Here is a 24,508-nt window from a genome sequence, read left to right as displayed (position 1 = left end):
CTGAGGTATTTTTATGCGTAAATTTTTGTTTCTGCTGTTTGGTGTGGCTCTGGCATTGAGCAGTGTCGCCCAAGCCGAGCGCATTAAAGATATTGCCAGTGTCGCAGGGGTACGTGCCAACCAATTGGTTGGATATGGTTTAGTGGTTGGGTTAGATGGCACGGGTGACCAGACAACCCAATCTCCTTTTACAACCCAATCATTCAATAGCATGCTTAAACAATTTGGCATTACGGTACCGGAAGGTGCGCGTATGCAAATGAAAAATGTTGCGGCCGTAATGATTCAGGCGGAGTTGCCCGCGTTTGCAAAACCAGGCCAGACTATTGATGTTACGGTTTCATCTATTAGTAATGCGAAAAGTTTGCGCGGTGGTAGTTTGTTAATGACCCCTTTAAAAGGTCTTGATGGAAAAGTTTACGCGGTTGCACAAGGTAATTTGGTTGTAGGTGGACTCAGTGCCTCAGGTAATGACGGCTCAAAAATTACCGTGAACATTCCCAGTGCGGGACGTATTCCAAGCGGGGCGATTGTTGAGCGTATGGTGGAAACTAATTTCGCTGGCGGCCAGCCAATTGTGTTTAATTTGCATCGTGCAGACTTCACTACTGCCAATGCACTGGCAAAAAGTATTAATGCCATGCTCGGGCCAGATGTTGCTCGCCCGTTAGATGCTGTTTCTATTATGGTCAGCTCACCAGTTAATCCGGCTCAGCGCGTAGATTTTATTTCCATGCTGGAAAATATCGATGTCACTCCCGGCGAAGAGGTTGCCAAGGTCATTATCAATTCACGTACTGGCACTATTGTGGTCGGTAAAAATGTACGCGTATCACCGGTTGCTGTGACTCATGGCAGTCTTACGGTATCCGTTGCAGAAAGCCTTACTGTAAGCCAGCCCAATGCACTTGCGGGAGGACAAACAGTTGTTGTACCTAGTAGCAATGTGCAAGCAGAAGAAGAAAATAATCCGATGTTTAAATTTGCTCCTGGCGCCAATCTGGATGACATAGTGAAATCGGTAAATAACGTCGGTGCATCACCCAGTGACTTGATGGCAATTTTGGAGGCGCTGAAACAATCCGGTGCGCTCAAAGCAGAACTGGTGGTGATTTAAATGTTGCCTATTGATGCCAGCGCTGGCGCGTCGCAAGTAAAGGATTCTTATTTCGATCCTAATTCATTGAATTCGATCAAGGCCATGGGGCGCGACAAAGATCCGCAGGCATTAAAAGAGGTAGCTAAAAAGTTTGAAGCCATGTTTGTACAACAAATGCTAAAAACCATGCGCGAAGCAAATGATGCATTCGGGGATGGCAATTACTTTGATAGTCAGACCACACGTTTTCATCGCGATATGCTTGACCAGCAAATGGTGCTCAATTTGACCAGTGGTTCAGGTATTGGGCTGGCAGATCATTTTTACCAGCAAATGCTGAAAAATTATGGCGGTGGAATGAAACCCGAAGACGCTCAGACCCGTTTCGGTAATGACACCGGGCTTTTGCCTGAACCCGTTGAGCATCAAACAACATCACCGATAGCTACACAGTCTAATGAAGTTGAAAATGCGGACACTCTGGATGAGTGGATCAATGATTTTATGCGCATGAGTGATAACTCCCAATTGCAATCATTATTAGGTGGTGAAAATGCCAAGAGTGATGAGCTATCTGCAATATCCTCTGTCAACTATGTAGCTGTGCCGGCTTTACTGAATAAGGTTCAACCTTCTAACATTCGCGCCGGTCAAAAAGCCAGTATAAGCAACACTCAGGAAAATTTTGTCATGTTGCTTAAACCCCATGCAGAAAAAGCTGCTGCAGAATTGAATATTAATCCGGATGTATTGATCGCCCAAGTGGCGTTGGAAACGGGTTGGGGAAAACATGTTATTCATGACAAACAAGGCGGAAATAGTTTTAACTTGTTTAATATCAAAGCGAATACGGGTTGGCAGGGCGATAAAGTTAATGTCACTACTCTTGAGTATCGCAATGGTGTAGCAACAAATGAAAAGTCAGATTTTCGTAAATACACCAATTACGCAGAAAGCTTTTCTGATTACGTCAATCTTATGAAGAACAATCCGCGCTACCAACAAGCGCTGAGTGCAGGTAAAAACTCGTCAGCTTATGCAGACGCTTTACAATCTGCAGGTTATGCAACTGATCCTGGTTACGCGAAAAAAATTAAAGGTTTGCTAAATAGTGATGCCATTCGTACGATTAATGAACTGGCTCAGTCGGCGCAAACTTTACTGTCTACCGCGGCCATTGCTGGCCGAAAATTAGTGGAGTAGTCCTATGTCTGGAATTCTCTCCAATGCCATTTCTGGGTTGCAAGCTAGCCAGAATGCGCTGCGAACCGCTGGGCATAATATTTCCAATGCCAATACCGCGGGCTATACGCGGCAGGAAGTTAACTATGCTACTCGCCCGGAACAAAATATCGGTAGTGCGGGGTTTATCGGTTCTGGTGTTACTACGGTATCGATTGAACGAATAGTCAATGAATTTGTAACGGCACAATTACGCCAGGATACATCGACTTTTAATCAGCTCGATAAATATAACTCCAATATTGGTAAACTGGATAAATTGTTTGCTGATGTGAGTACCGGGTTAACAGGGGCGCTGCAAACTTTTTTTGCGTCTATGCAAAACGGCGCAAATGATCCTTCGTCTACACCTGGCCGCCAACTCATTGTGACCGAGGTGGAAAGTTTAAGTATTCGTTTTAATAATTTGTATCAGCGCATGGATGATGTTGAGAAGAGTGTGAATCGTGAAATAGATACTGTTACATCGCAAATGAGCTCGCTTGCGCAGTCAATTGCATCATTAAATCAGGCAATTGCGGATAAACGCGCATCTGGTGATGGTAATCAGCCCAATGACTTGATGGATAAACGCGATGAGGCATTGCGTAAGTTGTCCGAGCTGGTATCGCTACAAGTCATTAAACAAGATGATGGTGATGTCAATATATTTATAGGTAATGGCCAGCCACTGGTGGTTGGTACTCAAGTCAGTTCATTCAGTGTCAGCAATGACGGAAAAATCCAACTAAAGAGCAATGCATCTAGTGCTGATGTGACTGCGCAAATTTCCGGTGGTCAGGTTGGTGGATTGTTGAGTTTTCGTGAGCAGGTTCTTTACCCCTCAATGAATGAACTGGGGCGCATTGCGCTGGCAATTGCTGATCAATTCAATACCCAGCAGCAACAAGGTATCGATCTGGATGGCGATTACGGTCAAAAATTATTTGGCGATATCAATGATCCTGTATCAGCAGCTAATCGCGTTGTGCATGGACAAAATGCGCAGCCGTATGATCGCAATATTTCCGTCACCATTGACGATATTAGTCAGATGACCACCAGCGATTATCGTTTTGAGATAGTCCCTAACACCAGCAATTATGTAATTACCCGTTTGTCAGATAAAAATGTGGTGGAGCAGGGCACTTTGACTGGAGCTTATCCCGCCACTGTTTCATTCGATGGCATTACGGTAAATTTAACCAGCGGCTCTTTTCAGGGTGGTGATACGTTTACACTCCAGCCAACCAAACAAGGTTCCAGAGATATACATGCGGAAATAAAACGACCAGAAGATTTGGCTTTTGCAGCTCCAATCCGTACGGCTGGCAATACTAGCAACTCGGGTAGTGGTTTGATCAATGCGGGTGAAGTATTAAGTCTGGTCGATATTGATGGCAATCGTTTGCCTGCATTCAGTACTCCTGGCACTTTGTCTCCACCAATCATTATTCGTTTTACTTCTGAAACGACCTACGACGTTTTGGATAATTCTGATCCGGCAAATCCAAAAGATTTGGTTCCCGCCATGCGCGACCAAACGTTTATTCCCGGTGCAAGCAATAATATTTTTACTACCGATATCGGTGAGGCACGTGTTACCGGTAGTGGTGATCGGCTTGGTTTACCGGCAGGGCGCATTGCACAAACAGCAACTGAGCCGCCCGATTTACCCGGGCCTATGACAGCGGCCAGTTTGCCGCAATCGAATGGTTATTTGGCTGAGCAATTGCGATTCACTATTCGCGACCCACAAACCGGTGCAATTACCAACAAAACCATTACTACCTCCCCTGGGGCTTCGGCTGCGCAAACCGCTGCGAGGATTAGTGCTCTATCGGGTGTTTCTGCCAACGCGTTTACTACTGCAACCATTACTGATATTAATTTTGATAACACTACTTATGCACCACCATTACAGCTTTCCGTTAATGGTGAAAATTTGCTGGAATACAATTTCGCTAACAATGCCTTTGCTTCCGATGTCCCCAATCCAAACGTAAGTGAAGCGGAATTTAACGATTATATTGCGGAGCGAATTAATTCCAATGAAAATCTAAAAGCGTTGGGTATTCGTGCACAAAGTACCAACCATCCAATTACTGGTATGCCGGAATTGCGTTTGGTAGCGTCGTCAGGCGTTAATTTGGATATTCGTTTATCTGCGTCAAATGCGGGAATCAATTCCATTGATGTCAATGATGGTACTGGAAATCCCAATGTGCGTTTAACCGGGCAAGATGATCCCTTAACAGTGGGAACCGTGGAGCAAAGCACTGTAACGGTGGGTGGCCGTGTTGATATCACTATGGCTAATGGCATTAGTCTGCAAACATCACCAACTAATAGCCCATTGTTTGGTGATAGTAGTTTGTCCGATTTTGCGTCTTCGTCTTTTCTCGGGTATCAGGTTGCAATCAATGGCCAACCCAAAGCAGGGGATACATTTACAATAGGTTTCAATAGCAACGGAAAAAATGATAACCGTAATGCATTAGCGATGACCGCTCTTGACTCAATCAAGACGCTGCAGGACGGCACCCTAAGCTTTGCTGATGGCTACTCAAAATTGGTTGAGGAGGTGGGAACGAAAAGTAGCCTTTCAAAAATTAATACTGAAGCTAGTAAAAGCTTGCTAGAACAAACACAAACTATGCGCGAGGGTATTTCCGGCGTGAATTTGGATGAAGAAGCAGCGGATTTGATTAAATTCCAACAACTTTATCAAGCTAATGCGCAAGTGATATCCGTTGCTCGGGAATTGTTTGATACCTTGTTGAGTTCTTTGTAATAATTCACGCTGTTAATTTCTCCTTACAGCATGACCTTATCAGAGTCTTGTCAGTGACTGAGACTCTGTCATTTCTTGTTTAATTCCTCTGTGGCTATTTCCTGTCCCGTCATCTTTTCTGTAAAAGTTGGAACAGTTTGTGCGTTGAGTTTCATATCAGCAAAATATTGGCAATTCCTTGCCGCTTTTTTGCCGCTATTGAGGAATGCATTATGCGTGTATCTACCACACAAATTTATAATATTGCCAATCTGGGTATTGGTCAGGCGCAAGCTGCTATCACCAAAACCCAGGAGCAAATTGCAACGGGTAAACGTGTGTTGTCGCCTGCAGATGATCCTGTTGCAGCAGCTACCATTTTACAATTGAATATGGAATTGGCGCGTACGGAACAGTACAAAAAAAACATTGATGTGGCAGAAAACAGTTTGAATCTGGAAGAGACCAATCTCCAAAGTATTGTGGACCTCGTGCATCGTATGCGCGAGATGGCCGTATCTGCCGGTAACACTGCAGTGATGACTTCATCTAACTACGATGCACTGGCGGCAGAAGTGGATACACGCCTCAGTGAGTTGATGAATTTACAAAATACGCGCAATGCTTCCGGTCAATATATTTTTGCCGGTTATCAAAGTGGTACCCAACCTTTTGTGGGCGATGGCGGAGGCAATTTTCATTATTTGGGTGATGAGGGGCAATTACGCTTGCAGGCGTCTGCATCCGTGAGTGTCGCTGTGAGTGATTCAGGTAAAAAAGCATTTGTTGATATCCCCAGCGGCCATAATACATTTAATACTTCAGCCAGTGCCTCCAATAAATCCAATCCTCCAGCGATTATTACCGTTGGGCAGGTCTTTGATCAGGCAGAATTTGATGCTTTGTATCCTGATGATTTGGTGGTGTCATTTACCAAAACAGCTGCTGCTATCAATTATACCGTTACACAAAAATCGAATGGTAAACAGTTATTAGTTGATCAACCTTATATTGCCGGGGTGGATATAGAGGTGGCGGGTGCGCGTTTTCAAGTATTGGGTAATCCTTATCCTGGGGAGGCTGCAATTGCAGCAGATCTGGATTTTGGTGCAATAGGTGCTTTCGACTTCTCTTTAACTCCCACCACTATTTCCATTTCTGTGGGAGGCAAAACGGAAACCTTGCTGTTGGATCAAAACGTCACTAACGCGACAGATTTGGCTGCAGCATTTAACAGTGCTGTGGGCGCCCCGAATAGTAATGCCGATAAATTAGCTAATTTAGGTATTACTGTTGATGCTACGGGGTTTCATTCTCCGACAGGCTTGAATATCACAATCAGTAACGGTAGTGCAGATACGGATACTGCATTGGGTTTTGCAACACAGGGGAGTGGAACCAGTTCGGTCAATTTACCGTTTGCGTTTACCGCTGCGCACGATTTTAGTGTTACTCCCTTAACATTTCAGTTGGAGGTGAATGGGAAAACTGAATTTATTACGTTTAATCAAAACATTACCAATGCAACGGATCTGGCTAATGCATTTAATGATCCTGCCAATGCCGCGCAATTGATGCGTTTGGGTTTAACGGTGACTGATCAGGGTATTATTTCCGGGTCTAATGCGAAGGTCACTATAAAAGGGGGTAACACTTTTTTAGATGATGTAACGGGCTTAAATACGCAAGGCATCGGCACATCATCGACACGTGGCCTGTTGGTGGAGCCTGGAGATAGTTTTTTTGTTGAATCTACCGATAAACAAGGTTTATTGACTACCTTATCGCGCTTTAGTGATGCCATGAGAAATGTACAAGACACTTCAGTAAGTAAGGCTGAGCTCGCAAAGCTGATCGCTAAAACCCTGACAAATCTTGAAAATACAGTGACTAATTTGGTTGCCGTACAAGGGGAGGTCGGGGCAAGGTTAAATACGCTTGAAAGCGCAAAAGACTTGAATCTGGATATTACATTATCGAGTAAAACTGTATTGGCCAGTCTTGAAAGTGTGGATGTGAGCGAGGCTAGTATTCAACTGTCCATGCAGACACTAATTTTAAATGCATCTCATCAAAGTTTTGCAAAAGTAAGTCAGTTGTCCCTCTTCACCTATTTATAGTAGTAGATGCCTATAGTGGTAAACGCGTTAGCTGAGAATAAATATTTGGCCTGTTGTAATAGCCTGTAAGTGTTAATTTGTGCGCAGGCCAATTATTTTTTGCTAATCTTGTTCTATAGAGTTAGTCTGCTGTTGTCCCTTTATGAAGAGCGGCTTATGGATATCGATTCCCTGCTAGACCCCCTGACCCGTGCGCTCAGCCAATCCCAAGCACTTTTATCCCTTGCCCAAGCGGGTGACTGGGAGTCCTTTGAAACTCTGGTTCAACAACGCCAGCAAGGGTTGTTATCCCTTAACGATCAAGAGTACCTGCAATCCCTTGCCCAAGCTGACCTCGAAGCCAAAGCGGCAAGCTTGATTCAGGAAATTCAAGCAATAAATAAAGCGCTCGCTTCATTAGCTGAGGCTAATCGTGAAAATACCGCGTCGGAATTGCGTCAAAATTCTCGTGCAGCAAGAGCGATAGATGCTTATGGTCGATAAATTGACGATTCTTTTTTCTTTATAACCCTTTGCAATAAAATTTAGTAATTCTCAGTGTAAATAGTTGGTTCCTGCCATAAAAAAATTCTAAAGCTACTCCCGTATGTGTCGATAACCTGTTTAGAAGTGCTGATTAGTCCGTTGTCCTCAGACTTCATCAACCGACTTGTTATAGCAGCCAGACTGCGAACAGACATTAATCCAGGAGATTCATCATGGCTTTAGTAATTAACACAAACGTCGCCTCTCTGAATGCTCAGCGTCAGTTGATGAGTTCAGGCAATGCGCTTGATCGCGCAACTGAGCGTTTGTCATCCGGTGCGCGCATTAACTCTGCAAAAGACGACGCAGCAGGTCTTGCGATTTCAAACCGCATGACTTCTCAGGTGCGCGGTCTTGACCAAGCAATCCGTAATGCCAACGACGGTGTGTCTATGATTCAAACAGCGGAAGGTGCGCTGTCCGAATCAACCAACATCCTGCAACGTATGCGTGAACTGTCCGTGCAGTCAGCGAACGGTATCTACACCGCTGGCGACCGCCAAACACTGAATGCCGAGGTTCAACAACTCGTATCAGAATTGGACCGTATCGCTAAAACCACTTCATTCAACGGTCAAAACCTGTTGGATGGTTCCTTAGGTAAGGTTGACCTGCAAGTAGGCTCCGACGCCAACCAAACCATCAGCTTTAAGGTACAAGCGATGGATGCCAAAACCCTGGGTATGGGTTCTACTGCAGTGGACTTGTTGGGCGATGAAATCAATCTGGCTGCCACAGTATTTGCCGCTTCACTCGGTGCAGATATCGAAGACGGCGATGTTTTAATTAACGGTCAATCAATTGGTACATTCGATACTGGCGCATCAGGTGATGCCAATACCTTGTCTGACTTGGTTGCCAATATTAATGAGCGTATTACCGGTGTGACAGCCTCTGCCTTAACTGAACTACAAGCTTCATCAAATGGTAACGGCATCATCGATAACGATGCTGGCGAAGGTTTGAATATTACGGTTACCGAAGTAAATGGTGGTACCCAGACTTATCAATTGCGCGAAAATACCACCTCTATGGCTGAGCTTACCGAAGCCATCAATCGCGTTACTGGCGGTGCGGTGAATGCATCAGTGGGTGACGATGGACGCCTGGTACTGAGCAACAATACTGGTAGCACAATCACTGTTGCGGCCGCAGGCGGTTTGGATTTGGGCGATGCGTTGGGTATGGAAACCGGTGTGGGTGATGGATTGTCACAACGTGGCCGTGTGGTGTTAACTTCTGATACCGACAAACCAATTACTATCACTCGCGGCAGCACTGGTACTTTGGAAGACCTGAGCAACCTCGGCTTCCGTGAATCCACCAAAGGTGGTGTGATCGAAGGCGCTGGTATTGCTGCTGGTACCCTTGGTGCTGATTTGGCATGGGGTGTAGGTGATGTAAAAGTTAACGGTGTAACTATCTCCAATAAAGATACTGACAGTTTGATCGGCAAAATTAATGCGATTAATAAGTCAACCACTGAAACGGGCGTAACGGCTAATGCATTTGCCTCTGCGACACTGGACTTCAATGGTGTGTCAATTACCAACACTACTTTCGCCGGTACCAACAACACGCTGAGCATTAATGGTGTTGAAATTGATTTGACTGCTGTTTCGTCTCTGGCGGAGTTGGTTACTGAGCTGAACGACAATGCCAATAATACCGGCGTAACTGCCAATCTTAACGGCAACACCATAATCCTGAAGAGTGATCAAGGTGCTATCGCTTTCAATGCGGGAACTGCTTCAGTGTTCAATGGTACTGCGGATGGTTTTGCCGGTGTGGATTTGGTTGAATTTATGGCCGGTACACTGGGTACAGTAACTACCGCTGCTACAGCGATGGGCGGTACTGCCGCAGCTACGATCGTTGAAGCCGGTATCAAGTTGACCAGTTCAAGCGGTAACCCTATTAGCTTTGAGTTGGGTGTTAATGCCAGCGCGGGTGAAATAGGTATCCTTGAAGCAAACAATACCGCTGGTGGCGCGTTCGGTTCTGCGATTGCATCAATCAGTATTGATACCCAAGCAAATGCACAGAAAGCCATCAAGGTAATTGATAACGCGTTGACTACCATCAACGATACACGTTCAAACCTCGGTGCGGTCAACAACCGTTTGGACTTTACCGTATCTAACCTGGCGAATATCTCAGAGAAAACAGCGACTGCGCGGTCACGTATTACTGATGCTGACTTCGCGGCAGAAACTGCAAGCCTGAGCCGTTCACAAGTATTGCAACAAGCGGCATCGGCAATGTTGGCTCAATCCAACGCTCGTCCACAACAAGTACTGTCTCTGTTGAGATAAGTTGACTAGTTCCCCCAAACGCTTGTTAATCCAAGCGTTTGGGGGTAACCCTGGTGAGGACTAATGTATGAATGAATTCACTAAAGTCGCTGCGACCCCGGTACCGGTTATGCCTGTGCCGGTTTCGCCACAGGCGGGCAGTGCAAAAGGTCAAAAAACCGGCAACGATTTGCCGCTTGCCGCTGATGCGGCAATATCTCAACCACCAGAAGCCGTCAATTCCAAGGCGATCCAGGAGAAAATTCAGGCTGCTGTTGCGCAAATGAATGAATATATTCAATCAACACAACGTGATCTGAATTTCACTTATGACCCAAGCTCTGGTGAGACAGTAGTCAAGGTGTTGGATCGCACAACGCAAGAAGTTATTCGTCAAATTCCTGATGAAACTTTTCTGCGCTTGGCGCAACAACACAGTCCGGACGAACCTGGGCAACTGTTTAGTGCGCAAGCATAAAACCCTTTAAAAATAGTTAGTTATGATGTTTTTATGAAAGTGGTTTGTGGTTTGTTTAATAAAAAATAGGGCAGCGAAAGCTGCCCTTTTTTTTCGTTTTCACACATCTATTTTTTTAAAAAATGGTTTTTTTTTCATAAATTTTCAATCAATTTTTTTGTTCCCTTCCTGCTTTTATCTTTCGCAATTGCACACCTTTTGGTGGGCTGAACTCTCTCTGTAAAAATGTATTGGCACGGTCTGTGCAAAATCGGGTTTAGGCGACCCGTATAGAAATCCTGTTGGTAATAAATTTCTTACAAGTCTTGCCACGAAGTTCTCACCGACCCCGGAATCTGATTACCGATGTCACTGGGCTTCATCAGTCGGCTTGTCACAGCAAACGCAACTGTGAACAGGAACAATCATTAGGAGATTTATTATGCCTTTAGTCATTAACACCAATGTCGCTTCCTTGAATTCACAGCGTCAATTGATGAACTCAGGAAATGCGCTCGATCGGGCGACCGAACGCTTGTCTTCTGGCCAACGTATCAACTCCGCCAAAGACGATGCTGCTGGTCTAGCGATCTCTAACCGTATGACCTCGCAAATTCGTGGTCTGGATCAGGCAATCCGTAACGCAAATGATGGTGTGTCCTTGATTCAGACAGCTGAAGGGGCATTGCAGGAAACTACCAATATCCTGCAGCGTATGCGCGAACTTTCTATCCAATCTGCAAACGGTATCTATTCAGATGCCGACCGCAAAACACTGGATGCGGAAGTACAACAACTTATTTTGGAGATGGATCGCATCGCCAAAAGCACATCATTCAACGGCCAGAAACTGCTGGACGGTTCCCTGGGTAAAGTTCAGCTGCAAGTGGGTTCTGATGCAAACCAGACCATCGAGTTAAAAGTGCAGGCGATGGATGCCAAAACATTGGGAATGGGTTCCGTCAGTGTGGATGTATTGGGTGCTGAGTTCGCGTTGTCCATGTTTGCTTCCGGTACTGCGCCGACCGATATCAGAGACGGGGACATTTTAATTAATGGCCAGTCTATTGGTGAGTTTGATTCGGCTGCCACTGCAGAGACGAATACACTTGCAGAATTCCTGGCTTCAATCAATGAACGGGTGAGCGGTATAACTGCATCCGCAATGACGCAGTTGCAAGCATCACAACTTGGTAATGGCGTAATTGATAATGACGCCGGTGAAGGCTTGAACATTACTGTGTCAGCATTGAATGGTGCCACGCAGGTTTACCAAATTCGTGAAAACACGACCAGTATGGATGAGTTGGTAGAAACCATTATTCGCATTACTGGTGGAGAAGTGCAGGCAACTGTCAACGATAGCGGTGTCCTCACACTCAGTAATAACACTGGCGCCACCATTACTGTGTCTGACGGCGGTACAGGTCTTGATTTGCAAGCTGCTTTGGGCATGGATGCAGCAGTAGGTGATGGCCTGAGCCAACGTGGGCAAATTGTGTTGACCTCGGAAGATGATCGCCCGATCAAGATCAGCCGCGGTAATACTGGAGTACTTGCTGACTTACACAATTTAGGCTTCCGTGAAAATCAGGTGGGTGGCGTTATTGAAGGGGCAAGCATTTCTACCGCCGCTGCAGAGGTAGCGTGGGGAGTGGGTGATGTCACTATCAATGGTGTCGTAATCAGCAATAAAAACACCGACAGTCTGATTGGCAAAATAGACGCAATTAATAAAGCAACTGAAGAAACAGGTGTTACTGCAAATGCCTTTTCAACAGTGACTATTGATACGAGTGGTATGAGTATTGAGACCGCATTCGCAGGCTCTGCTGACAGTATTATCCTTAACGGCGTTAGTGTTAATTTGTCGGCTGTCACTACCGCACAACAATTAGTGGATACCTTCAATGCTGCGAGTAATACCACTGGTGTGACCGCGTCTTTGTTAGGTAACAGAATCGTACTTGAAACGGATCAGGGCGCGATTCGCTTTACAACTGCCACTATTGATAGTGCCTTTGGTGTAACAGCAGAGGGTTTTGCAGGTGCTACGTTTGAGAAGTTTATGGCCTCGGGTCTTGCTATCGCGGTTGATGGTTCTGCCGCAGCAGGGTTTGTGGTTGAGGCAGGCATAAAGTTAACTAACGCTAATGGTAATCCCATCAGTGTGGAGCTTGGTAATAATGCGACTGCTGATGAAATTGGTTTTCTGGAGGCCAACTCTGTCGGCGGTGGTTCATTTGGTACAGCAATCGCTTCTATCAGTATCGATACTGCAGCGAAAGCCCAAAAAGCCATTGGTGTTATCGACAAGGCACTGACAACAATCAACGACACCCGTTCGCAATTGGGTGCAATCAACAACCGGTTGGACTTCACCATGTCTAATCTGGCGAACGTCTCGGAAAAAACATCCGCATCGCGCTCGCGTATTGTGGATGCGGACTTCGCGGCAGAAACTGCAGCGCTTAGCCGTGCGCAAGTCTTGCAACAAGCAGCGCAAGCGATGTTGGCACAGTCGAACGCGCGGCCAGAGCAGGTGTTGCAGTTGCTTCGCTAAATATGATTCGTCGATTGCGTTGAAAAACCGCAGCTTGCTGCGGTTTTTTTTTATTCTTTTTGACCTGATATGAGCTTCTGTCGACTAGGCTTAAGTAAATTTAAAGTCAGGTTTGCTGAATGGTTATGGGTTTACACACCAAAGTTTTGCGCTCGCCAGCAACAGTGATTGTGCTGCGCATTTTATTACTTGCGTTGGCGTACGTTGCCGCCGGGCGTCTATCACTGTTGCTAGCGATTCCTCCCGGATTTGTATCGGGTCTGTTTTTGCCAATGGGAATTGCCTTGGGAGCGGTGTTGATCTGGGGTTTTCCCATGGCAATCGGCGTTTTCCTTGGGTCGACACTGCTGAATATTTCCATCAGTCCCGCAAGCTCAATATCTCTGCCAGTTGTGTTGATTGCAGCGGAAATCGCCTGCGGCAGTACGGTGGCAAGTCTGGCGGGGACATTGTTGATTCGCCGCTATGTCGGCTTCCCCAATAGTTTGACGGATGAGCGAAAAATCTTTGCATTTTTCGCGCTGGGCGGGCCAGTGGCGACGAGCTTGAGTGCAAGTATCGGTGTGTTCACCCTGTATGGAAACGGACTTATTCCAGCGGAGCACATGCTGTACAGCTGGTGGACCTGGTGGATTGGCGATGCAATAGGTGTGTTAATTGCCACGCCCTTGGTGTGTGTGTTGTTTGCGGAACCACGACATTTTTGGCGCGGCCGCCGTCTTACTGTAGGTGTCCCGTTGGTTGTAAGTAGTCTGGTTGTGGTTGCGGTATTTATTATGTCCAGCAACAACGAACAAAAAAAACTTAACGACCAATTTGAACAGCAGGCGCGTTTGGTTTCGGGGGCTGTTGATACTGGTTTGTCTTCAGTGGTCTATACCCTGGCAACTTTGCGCGGTTTGTTTGTTGCGTCTGAGCATGTAACACGCGCCGAGTTTTCCCATTATGTCGATCAGGTAGTTATTGAGAAGCATGGCGTTTCCGGATTTTCCTGGAACCAGCGGGTGCGTCATTCGGATCGTGCTGACTATGAATCCACTATGCGCACTGAGCTCTCTGCAAATTTTTCTATCAAAGAAAAAGACTCAAGCGGTGCTTTTATTATCGCGCCTGAGCGTCCGGAATATACCTCCATTACCTATGTAGAGCCTTGGCAAAAAAATGCTGTGATCCTCGGGTTTAATGTTGCATCTGATCCTGTGCGCGACGAAGCATTAATTCGCGCTCGGGATAGCGGCCATTTTGCGATGACGCAGCCCTTGCAATTATTGCAGGATGAATTCATGTCGCCGGGTGTTGTGGTGTATTACCCCGTGTATGAACGTACTAGCTCAACGAGTACCACACTTGAACGACGTGAGTCACTCATTGGTTATGCTACAGCGATAGTGCGCACGAATGATTTAATTTATTCGGTGCTCACACCTTTTTCATCGGGTGATTATCAACTCCATATTATCGATGTTACCGAGCCGGAGAAACCGCAAGTATTTTATCGTGCAGGTGAATTCGATATGCCTGCCTATGCGCGAGATTTAGTGTTCAATCAGGAGATTTTGGTAGGCGGCAGACGATTGCTGATCAACATTAGCCCAACAGAAAAATTTTTAACTGAACATGTCAGTTTGCAATCCTGGTTTGTGCTGGCGGGCGGCTTACTGTTCTGCAGTTTGCTCGGTGGCTTTTTACTGCTTATTAGTGGGCGTACGCAGCACATCAGTAATCTGGTTGAACAACGCACTAAAGAATTGGCTGCTATTTTGGAAAATGCGGTGGAGTCCATTCTGGTGGTCGATGAACAAGGGCTTATCCAAAAGGCCAATCCTGCGGCAGCGCAGTTATTTAAATACCCATTGCTGCAATTTTCCGCTTTACATATCGCCGATTTGGTGCCGGTATTACGACATAGTTTTAACGTGCAAGGTGATGACGTCACAACGTCGTATATGCGAGAAACACTTGGGCGCTGTAGCGATGGTGGCGACCTGGAAATTGAATTGAGTATTAGTCCGGTTGCTATTCAAGAGCGAAAATTTTTCACGTTCATCATTCATGATGCTACCGCCAAGCGAAAAGTGGATCGTTTGAAAAGTGAATTTATTTCTACGGTGAGCCATGAGCTGCGTACACCACTTACCTCCATTAAAGGTGCGCTTGGAATAGTCTTGAGTGGCAGCTTGGGGGAGATGACAGACAAGATCCGGGATTTGCTCGTCATTGCCAGCAATAATGCCGAACGTCTGGCGCGTTTGGTTAATGATATTTTGGATGTGGATAAGCTGGAGTTCGGCAATCTGGTGCTAAATATAAAACGCAGTGTTATTTATCCGCTCGTACAGCAGTCTATTGAACACAATCAAGGCTACGCCGAACGTTATGGTGTAAGCCTCCAATTGAATGCCACCGACGATGCCGCCATGCAATGTGCAGCGAATATAGATACAGATCGTTTTCTGCAAGTGATGGCTAATTTGCTTTCCAATGCCGTCAAATTTTCGTACTTGGATGGTGTGGTGCGCGTGCAGCTAACAGTGGATGGGCAGGAACTAACGGTGTCAGTTATCGATGAAGGGCAGGGCATTGCCGACGATTTCCGCCAGCGTATTTTTCAGCGCTTTGCGCAGGTCGATTCGTCTGATACTCGCCGCCGCGACGGCACTGGCCTTGGGTTGAGTATCACCAAATCTATTATCGAGCGTATGGGGGGTAAAATTGATTACCAATCGACGCTAGGCAAAGGAAGCCGATTCTATTTCACACTGCCAATAGCGAAGTAACAGGCCGTCTTGTTAGGCTAATTATTAATAACAAAATCAATAGATTGGCGCAGTTTATGCTCAGCTTATATTAGTAGAATGTTTTCTCTAAAAAAGCGGCAAAACCGGCTAAAGTTTATCCATGGGTTGCCGCTAACCTTATGTAATTTAAGATAGCCAGCGGTAATTTATGGCGTGGGGGTATTAATGGTGAGTGGTACATCAAGTACAACGAGCAACAATGGTTCGACGGGTTCCAGCATTATTAGTGCATTGGGAACCGGGTCGGGTATTGATACCAACAAATTGGCCGACCAACTAACTGAAGCCAGTAAAATGGTGCAGGCTGAGCGCTTGACCACCAAAAAGACCCTGCTTGAAACCCAGATTTCTGATTTTGGCTTGCTGCGTAGCTCCTTATCCAAACTTGAAACTGCCGCAGCAGCTCTGGGCAGTGCAGACACCTTTAATGCGAAAGCCCTTTCGATCCCCGAGACTACGTTGCTGGGTATTACCAAGTTGGATGCCAAAGCAGTCGCCGGAAGCTACCAATTAAAAGTGGAACAGGTTGCCCAGGCGCAATCGCTCAGCTCAGGCACTTTCTCCTCCATGACAGCCCCCATCGGAAAAGGTACTTTGACAATCCGTTTGGGTGAATGGAATGCAGCAGTAAATGATTTTGAAGTAGATTCGACTAAGACCGGCGCCACTATTACTATTGACGATACCAACAATTCTTTAACCGGTTTACGTGATGCCATAAACAAGGCCAATATCGGCGTCTCTGCCAGTATTGTGAGTGATGGCGGTTCTTTCAAATTATTATTAGCCTCCAAATCAGGCGCTAAAAATGAAATTGAAATTACTGCTGCAGAAGATGCAGGAGCCCTTGGCCTTGCCAGTTTTAACTTTAACGAAACTACTCGCAACCTGACGCAATTACAGGAAGGCCTGGATGCGAAAGTGAGAGTGAATGGTTTGTTGGTGAGCCGCGAATCCAACCAAATCAAAGATGTGGTAGAGGGGCTGGAGTTTGATCTATTTGCCAGCTCACTTACTGAAACCGTTAGCGTCACCATCAACGAAGATAAATCTATTGCGGAACAGACCATCCGTGATTTCGTGACTGCCTACAATACATTTAAAACCGAAGTAGAAAAACTGGTGGGTTTTGATACTGAGGCGAAAGGTTATGGCAGTCTGCACCGGGACCCTTTGGCTTCCAGCATGATGAAAGGGCTGCGCAATATTTTGTCTGCATCGGTTCCCGGATTAAGTGGTGGTTTTACCAGTTTATCCAATTTGGGGATTCGCACAGAATTGGATGGTTCCCTGAAAATTACCGAGAGTGAAGGTAATACAGGTTTTCGCGCGGCTATCGACAATAATTTTGCTTTGGTCAGGGATTTGTTTGTACCTAAAACCTCTGCATCCGTTTCAGGGATTGAAGTAACTAAATACTCCGCGAAAAGTCAGCCTGGCACGTACGACGTTGTTATTACCCAGCAACCTAGTAAGGGTAAGCTGACCGCAGGTGCAATGGTTGCGACTTTTCCGTTGGATACCACGGGTAAAGATTACAGTTTTAAACTCAAGCTGAATGATATTGAAACGGCAACCATCACTCTTCCGGCTGGAAAAATCTATACATCCGGTGCAGAACTGGCCACTGAGTTACAAAGTCTTATCAATTTGGATACGAATCTCAAAGCTGTTAAATCTACTCTTGCAGTCAGTTTTGATGCAGGCAAGTTGGTATTCACATCCGATTCTTATGGCTCAACTAGCAAAGTGGAGTTTTCTACTATTGGTGCCGATATGGCTGATTTGGGTATTAGCGTTGGAGCTGGTACCACAGGTACTAACGTAGGCGGAACGGTGAATGGTGAAGTGGCGTTCGGTTATGGCAATGTGTTGCTGCCTGCGTTAAACACTAAGGCGGAAGGTTTGAGTATGACAGTGCAGCCAGGCACTACCTCCGGCAGTATTACCTTCTCCCGCGGGTTTGCCGGCACTATGACCACAATGATCAATGACTACCTTAAAACCTCCGGCTTGATCAAAGAGCGTGAAGCAAATATCAATAAAGATATTGATAACGTTAAGGATGATGAGGAAACACTGAACCGTCGCAGTGAAGCCTATCGTGCGCGATTAATGGCACAGTTCCAGGCAATGGAGTCTATTGTGCGCGGCCTAAATTCAACTGGTGACTTTTTAGACGGCATTTTGGATCGTCTCCCCTTTACTGCTAAAAGTGGCTAATGGTTAACCCGTCTAGAGTCTTTAGGATGGGTTAACTATTCGCATTATCAAATTAATCTTGATCGATTCCGTGACCTTTGGCAGATCCTTTGCTATATAACTAATTACTATTGCAAACGTCAAAAGTTGGACACTCCTATGCCAAACGTATTCGCGCTCGTTCCTGCACGCGGAGGATCAAAAGGCATTCCGCAAAAAAATATTGCCCCATTACTCGATCAGCCGCTGTTGGCTTATACACTGCAGGCTGCCCAGGAAGCCGGAGTGATTGATACCACTTATGTTTCTTCAGATGATGATCAGATTTTATCGGTAGCTCATTACTATGGCGCAGAGCGTCTCAAGCGCGACCCTCATCTCGCTCGCGACGAGTCTCCAACCGATCCTGTGATTGCCGAATTTATTCACCGAATAAAGCCGGCAGGCAAAGATATTATTGTGCTATTGCAGCCTACATCGCCTCTGCGCACGGCAGCGTACATCCGCGAAGCCTTGGCAGAGTTTCGTGATTTTCCCACCTGTCATAGTCTGATTAGCGTCTATGAAATCAGTAATAAATATATGAAAGCCTATGTGGGCGGCAGTGAGTTTTTGCACCCCTTAGCTGGAGAGCATACATCGTATACTCGTCGCCAGGATCTGCCATCGCTCTACATGCCCAATGGGGCAATTTATATTTTTAAAGTGGATGATTTTATGCGTGAAGAAAAAATTCCACGCACTCATATCATTCCGTATCTTATGTCGAATCTCGACAGTCTTGATATTGATACTCCAGCGGATTTGGTTATTGCAGAGCAGCGTTTGCGTGAGAGGGTAGTACAGAATGAAAAATAATGTTGTAAATATTGGTGGCCGTTTAGTGGGGCCAGATTATCCGCCATTAGTGATTGCCGAAATCGGCATCAATCACAATGGTTCTCTGGTTGTCGCCAAACAAATGGTAGATGCTGCCGTTGCCGCGGGTGCAGAAGTCATTAAGCACCAAACCCATATTGTTGAAGACGAGATGGCTGGCGAAGCAAAACGTATAAAGCCTGGTAATGCAGACAAGCCGATTTATAACATTATGGAAGAGTGCGCGCTTAATGAAGCAGATGAAATTGCACTGCAAGAATATGTACAAGCTAAAGGCGCAATCTTCATTAGTACGCCATTTTCGCGTGCAGCCGTTGAACGTCTTGAACGGATGAATGTTCAGGCTTATAAAATCGGTTCGGGTGAATGCAACAATTATCCGCTAATCAAACACATTGCTAAAAAAGGGAAGCCGATTATTCTCAGTACTGGTATGAACACCATCGAGAGTATTCGCAAAGCGGTAGCGATTTTTAGAGAATACAAAATTCCCTATGCGCTAATGCACTGTACCAATATTTATCCCACGCCGCCGGAGCTGGTGCGTTTGGAGGCGGTGCGTGAACTGCAACAGGAATTCCCAGATGCCGTTGTTGGTTTGTCTGATCACACATTGGGAAATTATGCATGTCTTGGTGCTGTCGCCTTAGGAGCAGATTTACTGGAGCGACACTTCACTGATTCGATGACGCGCGAAGGTCCTGACATTGTGTGTTCAATGGATCCTCAAGCGATGAGTGAGCTAATAAAAGGTTCTGCGTTATTACACAAAATGCGCGGTGGTCGAAAAGGTATTGTTAAAGAAGAGCAGCCGACCATTAATTTTGCATATGCCACAGTCGTTACCATCAAGCCAGTGAAAAAAGGTGAGAAATTTACGGAAGATAATCTGTGGGTCAAACGCCCAGGCACTGGAGAAATCCTTGCCGAATTTTATGATGATGTGATCGGTAAAGTGGCAGCGGAAGATATAGAAGCGGATCAGTTGCTTGCATATCGTCAAATTGAGGGGTTTATACCTGTCAAAGGAGTCATTTAATACGTGCGAAAAAATATTGTATTCCTCTCGGGCACCCGTGCAGACTTCGGTAAAATTCGTTCTTTGCTTGATATTCTTCAAAATTCCACAGAGTTTGAAGCCCATATATTTGTAACCGGCATGCACATGCTACGTAAATATGGTTATACCTGTCGGGAAATTGAGCGGCGTGGCTATAAAAATATTTATCAGTACATCAATCAAAATTACAGCGATACCATGGATTCTGTTTTAGCCAAAACTATTGCTGGCTTATCTGACTATGTTAAAGAAATCCAGCCGGATATGCTGGTTGTTCATGGCGATAGAGTAGAGGCATTGGCCGGTGCTATTGTTGGAAGCCTTAATAATATATTGGTCGCGCATATTGAGGGGGGTGAGGTCTCCGGTACCATTGATGATTTAATCCGTCATTCCGTGAGCAAATTGTCACATTTGCATTTTGTGACTAATGAGCGTGCCAAGCAGCGGCTAATACAATTAGGGGAGATCGATAAAAATATTTACCCTATAGGATCTCCTGATGTGGATTCTTTATTTTCTCCCGATTTACCTAGTCTGGATGAAGTCAAAAATTGGTACGGTATTCCTTTCGAAAAATATTCTATTCTTCTATACCACCCCGTCACCACGGAAGTGCACGATGTAGAGCGGCAAATTCACGAATTGGTCAATGCAGTTGTTGATTCGGAAAAAAACTATGTTGTCATTTATCCCAATAACGACAGCGGTAGTGAGCGAATTATCAATGAATATGGCCGTATTGAAAATAATACTTTAAGTTTTAAAGTATACCCCTCAATGCGTTTTGATTATTTTCTGACATTACTGAAAAATGCGGAGTTTATTATTGGTAACTCCAGCTCTGCATTAATGGAGGCTCCTTACTATGGGGTGCCTGCAATTAATATAGGTACACGCCAAGCCAATCGTGCCAATCTACCCAGTGTGATTAATTGTTTTTCTGAGTTTGCTGCTATCAAAAATGCAATTGCTTCTGTTGAGAGCTTGCCCAGGGAGCCAATTCAACATTTTGGTGAGGGTGACAGCAGTAAAAAATTCTTTGCTATCTTGCAAAGTGAACAATTATGGGAAATCAATAAGCAAAAAACATTTGTGGATATGTGAATTTAATGAAAGTACTTCATGTTGCAAGTTTTACAGGCAATATTGGCGATAATGCCAATCACTCAGGAATGCGCTCACGCCTTGAATCAGTGTTAGATGTTAAGCCAACATACACCGAACTGGAAATCAGATATTGTTATCGTATTTATACGGGCGAGCATCGTTGGGCATTTGATGAACACTTTGTTGCGCTGGCTAATGAGCATGATTTAGTGATTGTTGGTGGTGGCAACTTCTTTGAGCCTTGGTTGGATGAATCTGCCACTGCAACTACCATCAATATTACTAATGAGCACTTACAATCCATCGCTACACCAATAATGTTTTATGGCGTGGGTTTTGATATTCACAAAGGTTGCACGCCAGCAAATCTTGCTAAATTTTCCAGTTTTCTTGCGCAATGTATTCGTCAGCCTAATGTTCTTATTTCATTTCGCAATGATGGTTCGCTAAAAAATCTCAAGCTTGCTTATCCGGATCGAAGTGATTTGTGGGCTGGTGTCGATATTGTTCCCGATGGTGGCTTTTTTTATAAAGGTAAATCAGAGTCTGCTTCTTATTTACCGGAAGGGCGCTTTTGGGGGGTTAATATTGCCTCTGACATGGAGGCATTACGTTTTCCTGCAGGAGTCGATGGCGGTATTACCTGGAAAGAATTTTTAACGCAATATGCTCGCTTTTTAGAGTCTTCGCTTGCCGCTAATCCTGATTTGCGAATTATTTTATTTCCGCATATTTTTCGCGATGTGTTGTCCATTGGTGAATTTATGACCTATCTGGATGACCGTCTATGTCGTGACCGGATAATCGTTGCCCCCTTCGCTTGTGGCTGGCGTGCATGTGATCATATCTTTTCATTGTACCAGCGTTGTGAGTTGGTCATGGGGATGCGCTTTCATACCAATGTCTGTTCTATTGCGATGAATATCCCTGCTATTCCGTTGATCAGTTATCCAAAACTTTGGGATCTTTATGAAGAAATAGGGCTGCTTGAAAGGGCAGTTTATGCTAACCGCGACAGCTTTGTGAATGATCTTACAAAAGTAATAACAGCTGTCGTTAGAAGCCCCGGTGATGTGGTGTCAAAAAACAATGAAATTTCCAAGGGGTTCAATAGGTTGTCAGCAGAATTTTTTTTCAAGGTTAAAGATTTGTTACCGTAACCCGGGCTTGCATAAGAAGAACAAGCCCGGTTTTTTTACTAACTGCGTATTTTTAATGCTTTAGCTTTTGCGACAAATTGCGTGATCTTGCATCTTTTTTCAGTAGGCTGGATTTAATTTTTTGTTTTGCCTGAGCAAGAAATTGTCGATAATGTTCCACTCCTTTATTGAATATCTCAACCCCTTCTTCCTGGCTTTTTCCATTATAAAGGCACTTGGCTAATACAAAGTCAAATGAGTGAACGCTGCCTTTCATGATGGAGTAGGCGTATTGTGTTTTGCTATTTAGGCCAACTTGCAGGGCGCGTTTATGTTGTTTGGCTAACATTTTAAATGCGTCTGCGCGGCTTTTAGCTTTGTAGGAAAACAATTTTTCCATCTCATCACAAAAATCAATTGCAGGTCTAAAATATTCTGCGATTTTTTCCATTGATTCAATTTTTCTTAATCCTTTAATGTTGAAATATTTCTCGTATAAATTGTGGCTGAATAGTTTTTTGTCGATAGGTTCGCTTGGTTCAATTGTGATGTCGGTAATAGGCATTGGTGTGGTGCCGCGAATGTAAACGCCATTGCTAGTGTTATAACAATTGATGTGTGGATACTGCTTGAGTAGGGTTTCAATACTGATGCGTGAGTGTGCGTAAACGGGTGTTGATATAACTTCGCCGCCAAAGTTGCCGGGAAATTTTTTGTTGCCAGCAGTCTCAGCTTTGTACAGATTGAGGCTTTCCTGATGCTCATCTTTAACATCATAGTGTTTGCTTAAGGATGAGTGATGGGTTCCATCGCTTGCAAAGCCGAGATCCAGGCCAACCAAGTAAATATTTTTAAAGCCAAGTGCCGCTGCGTAAGCAACTCCAGTGTTTCCAACTGTGGGATTGCATAGTGCAAAGTTCACGACGAATTCATTGTCGCCAATGTATTGGCAAATAAAATGCGTTCCCAGATCGTTACTTTTCATTCCCATGCCTGTGGTATTGAACAGTGCGTAGGTGTCTGGGTGAACGGTGTTAAGCCCGAGACAAATAATATCCTCACGGTATTCTGGTGTGGTAGACGTTTCAATCCACTCAACGACTGGGCGAGTGCGCTCCATTTCAATGTGAAAGTCGGGTTTTATTCCTGCCTTGCGCAGTGAGCCCAAGGCAGTGCCGCATGAAAAAATAATGACTTCATGTTGGTGTGTGCGTAAAAAATCAACACAGTGATCGAGTGACGGGCCATTGGCAACAACAAATACGGGGCGGTTAATTGTTTGATGATTGAGTTGTACGTGGTCACGTAGGATATTTCTTTGTTCAGAATAATTTGCCACGGTATGTGAAAGGCTCACTTGTTCATCATCAAAATATCCCATTGCTCCCAGCATTGTTGGGAGTTTTTCGAAAAACACAGTGGTTGATTCTCTCATCTCCGGGCTGCTTAAATGATCAAATACATAGGGTTTTGCTGAGTTGAACAGACCTATTTGATTCAAATATTGGCGAATGAGATGAAAGCTATCGTTGGCTGTTTTGCCAAGTATCAGATTGAATGTACTATATTCACGATCAAAATAATCATAGATGGCTCGCCAATCGATGGTGTGCAGCGATGCATAAAAATTGTCTTCGTGAGGCTCAATAATGCACATGTGCTGCACATCAGTTTTCTCTAATATCATCGGTATGTGGTAGCCAATACCAATGCCATGTACCAGCATAAATTGGGTTTTTGCTTCTAAAGGTAAAAAGCTTGTTTGTTTCTCCTCTTTGCTATTCATGAATTCGATGAGTGGATTCATGTTGTGGATATGTGCATCATTTTCAGGATCTATGGCTTTCGTAGTGCGCGCAGTAACACGGTAAAAAGTCGGCATCTCCTGATATTTTTCTACATACTCTTTGCAAAACTCGTAGGGGTCTTTGCTATATACCGCGTGCGTATTCTCGCCCATGTTGTAGAGGTTGATATAGCCTTCGTTATTAAAAATTAATTGTAATTCTGTAGGTGTGTAATTGTGATATTTATTAAAAATATTTGGCTCGGCCTTTTCAAAGAAGTCCATGTTTTTGCGGAATAGTAAATCCAGTTCCAAATTTTTTTGCTGTAATTCCGCCTGGCGAATGAGTTGTTGCAGTTGGTCCATTGTGGGTTTGCCCCCTAAATTGGCCGTCAATGCATTGACAGTGTGAATGTAATAGGTTGATTCAGCAGGTTTTATGCCAGAAGTATAGATGTGATTTGCAGTAGTGCACGCGTTTT

Annotated in this window: 15 protein-coding genes; 14 read left to right on the top strand and 1 reads right to left on the bottom strand. The window is 44.9% G+C overall.

What is annotated here, in order from left to right:
* The first annotated feature begins 13 nt into the window (after positions 1-13).
* The 14 genes from B4E62_RS13460 to B4E62_RS13395 all read left to right on the top strand — a co-directional run bounded on the left by B4E62_RS13460 (position 14) and on the right by B4E62_RS13395 (position 22,261).
* Positions 14-1,117 carry a flagellar basal body P-ring protein FlgI gene (locus tag B4E62_RS13460; protein ID WP_310070483.1) on the top strand — a complete coding sequence of 368 codons (1,104 nt, stop codon included), beginning with the start codon at positions 14-16 and terminating at the stop codon, positions 1,115-1,117.
* A complete protein-coding gene (gene flgJ, locus B4E62_RS13455; protein WP_310070486.1) occupies positions 1,118-2,302 on the top strand; it encodes a flagellar assembly peptidoglycan hydrolase FlgJ in 1,185 nt (394 codons plus the stop codon). It begins immediately after the preceding gene.
* Positions 2,303-2,306: 4 nt separating this feature from the next.
* On the top strand, positions 2,307-5,114 hold the full coding sequence (gene flgK, locus B4E62_RS13450) for a flagellar hook-associated protein FlgK (RefSeq protein WP_310070489.1): 2,808 nt from the start codon (positions 2,307-2,309) through the stop codon (positions 5,112-5,114).
* Positions 5,115-5,326: 212 nt separating this feature from the next.
* Complete coding sequence (gene flgL / locus B4E62_RS13445; RefSeq protein WP_310070492.1) at positions 5,327-7,213, top strand: flagellar hook-associated protein FlgL; 1,887 nt, start codon at positions 5,327-5,329, stop codon at positions 7,211-7,213.
* A 156-nt stretch (positions 7,214-7,369) separates the two neighbouring features.
* Complete coding sequence (locus tag B4E62_RS13440; protein WP_310070495.1) at positions 7,370-7,696, top strand: flagellar protein FliT; 327 nt, start codon at positions 7,370-7,372, stop codon at positions 7,694-7,696.
* Between the two features lie 215 nt (positions 7,697-7,911).
* A complete protein-coding gene (locus tag B4E62_RS13435) occupies positions 7,912-10,053 on the top strand; it encodes a flagellin (protein ID WP_310070498.1) in 2,142 nt (713 codons plus the stop codon).
* 67 nt (positions 10,054-10,120) lie between these two features.
* Complete coding sequence (locus tag B4E62_RS13430) at positions 10,121-10,510, top strand: flagellar protein FlaG (protein ID WP_331352402.1); 390 nt, start codon at positions 10,121-10,123, stop codon at positions 10,508-10,510.
* Between the two features lie 421 nt (positions 10,511-10,931).
* On the top strand, positions 10,932-13,052 hold the full coding sequence (locus tag B4E62_RS13425) for a flagellin (RefSeq protein WP_331352401.1): 2,121 nt from the start codon (positions 10,932-10,934) through the stop codon (positions 13,050-13,052).
* 119 nt (positions 13,053-13,171) lie between these two features.
* Complete coding sequence (locus tag B4E62_RS13420; protein ID WP_331352400.1) at positions 13,172-15,829, top strand: CHASE domain-containing protein; 2,658 nt, start codon at positions 13,172-13,174, stop codon at positions 15,827-15,829.
* Between the two features lie 174 nt (positions 15,830-16,003).
* On the top strand, positions 16,004-18,073 hold the full coding sequence (gene fliD, locus B4E62_RS13415; RefSeq protein WP_331352399.1) for a flagellar filament capping protein FliD: 2,070 nt from the start codon (positions 16,004-16,006) through the stop codon (positions 18,071-18,073).
* Positions 18,074-18,211: 138 nt separating this feature from the next.
* On the top strand, positions 18,212-18,910 hold the full coding sequence (locus B4E62_RS13410; RefSeq protein WP_331352398.1) for an acylneuraminate cytidylyltransferase family protein: 699 nt from the start codon (positions 18,212-18,214) through the stop codon (positions 18,908-18,910).
* On the top strand, positions 18,900-19,970 hold the full coding sequence (locus B4E62_RS13405) for an N-acetylneuraminate synthase family protein (RefSeq protein ID WP_310070514.1): 1,071 nt from the start codon (positions 18,900-18,902) through the stop codon (positions 19,968-19,970). The genes B4E62_RS13410 and B4E62_RS13405 overlap by 11 nt, the downstream gene beginning before the upstream one ends.
* Before the next feature lie 3 nt (positions 19,971-19,973).
* Positions 19,974-21,098, top strand: coding sequence for a UDP-N-acetylglucosamine 2-epimerase (neuC, locus tag B4E62_RS13400; RefSeq protein ID WP_310070517.1), 1,125 nt, complete (start codon positions 19,974-19,976; stop codon positions 21,096-21,098).
* Positions 21,099-21,103: 5 nt separating this feature from the next.
* Positions 21,104-22,261 (top strand): polysaccharide pyruvyl transferase family protein, encoded by a 1,158-nt coding sequence (locus B4E62_RS13395; protein WP_310070520.1) that lies wholly within the window; start codon positions 21,104-21,106, stop codon positions 22,259-22,261.
* 52 nt (positions 22,262-22,313) lie between these two features.
* On the opposite strand, the gene B4E62_RS13390 is transcribed toward B4E62_RS13395, so the two are convergent.
* Positions 22,314-24,392: a 6-hydroxymethylpterin diphosphokinase MptE-like protein gene (locus B4E62_RS13390; RefSeq protein WP_331352397.1), complete on the bottom strand. Its 2,079-nt coding sequence runs from the start codon at positions 24,390-24,392 to the stop codon at positions 22,314-22,316.
* Positions 24,393-24,508 lie beyond the last annotated feature (116 nt).

Source organism: Cellvibrio sp. UBA7671, assembly GCA_002483145.1.
In the GTDB taxonomy this organism is placed as follows: domain Bacteria; phylum Pseudomonadota; class Gammaproteobacteria; order Pseudomonadales; family Cellvibrionaceae; genus Cellvibrio; species Cellvibrio fibrivorans.
Note: the sequence above shows the minus strand (reverse complement) of the source record. Positions and strands in the feature narration are given on the sequence as shown.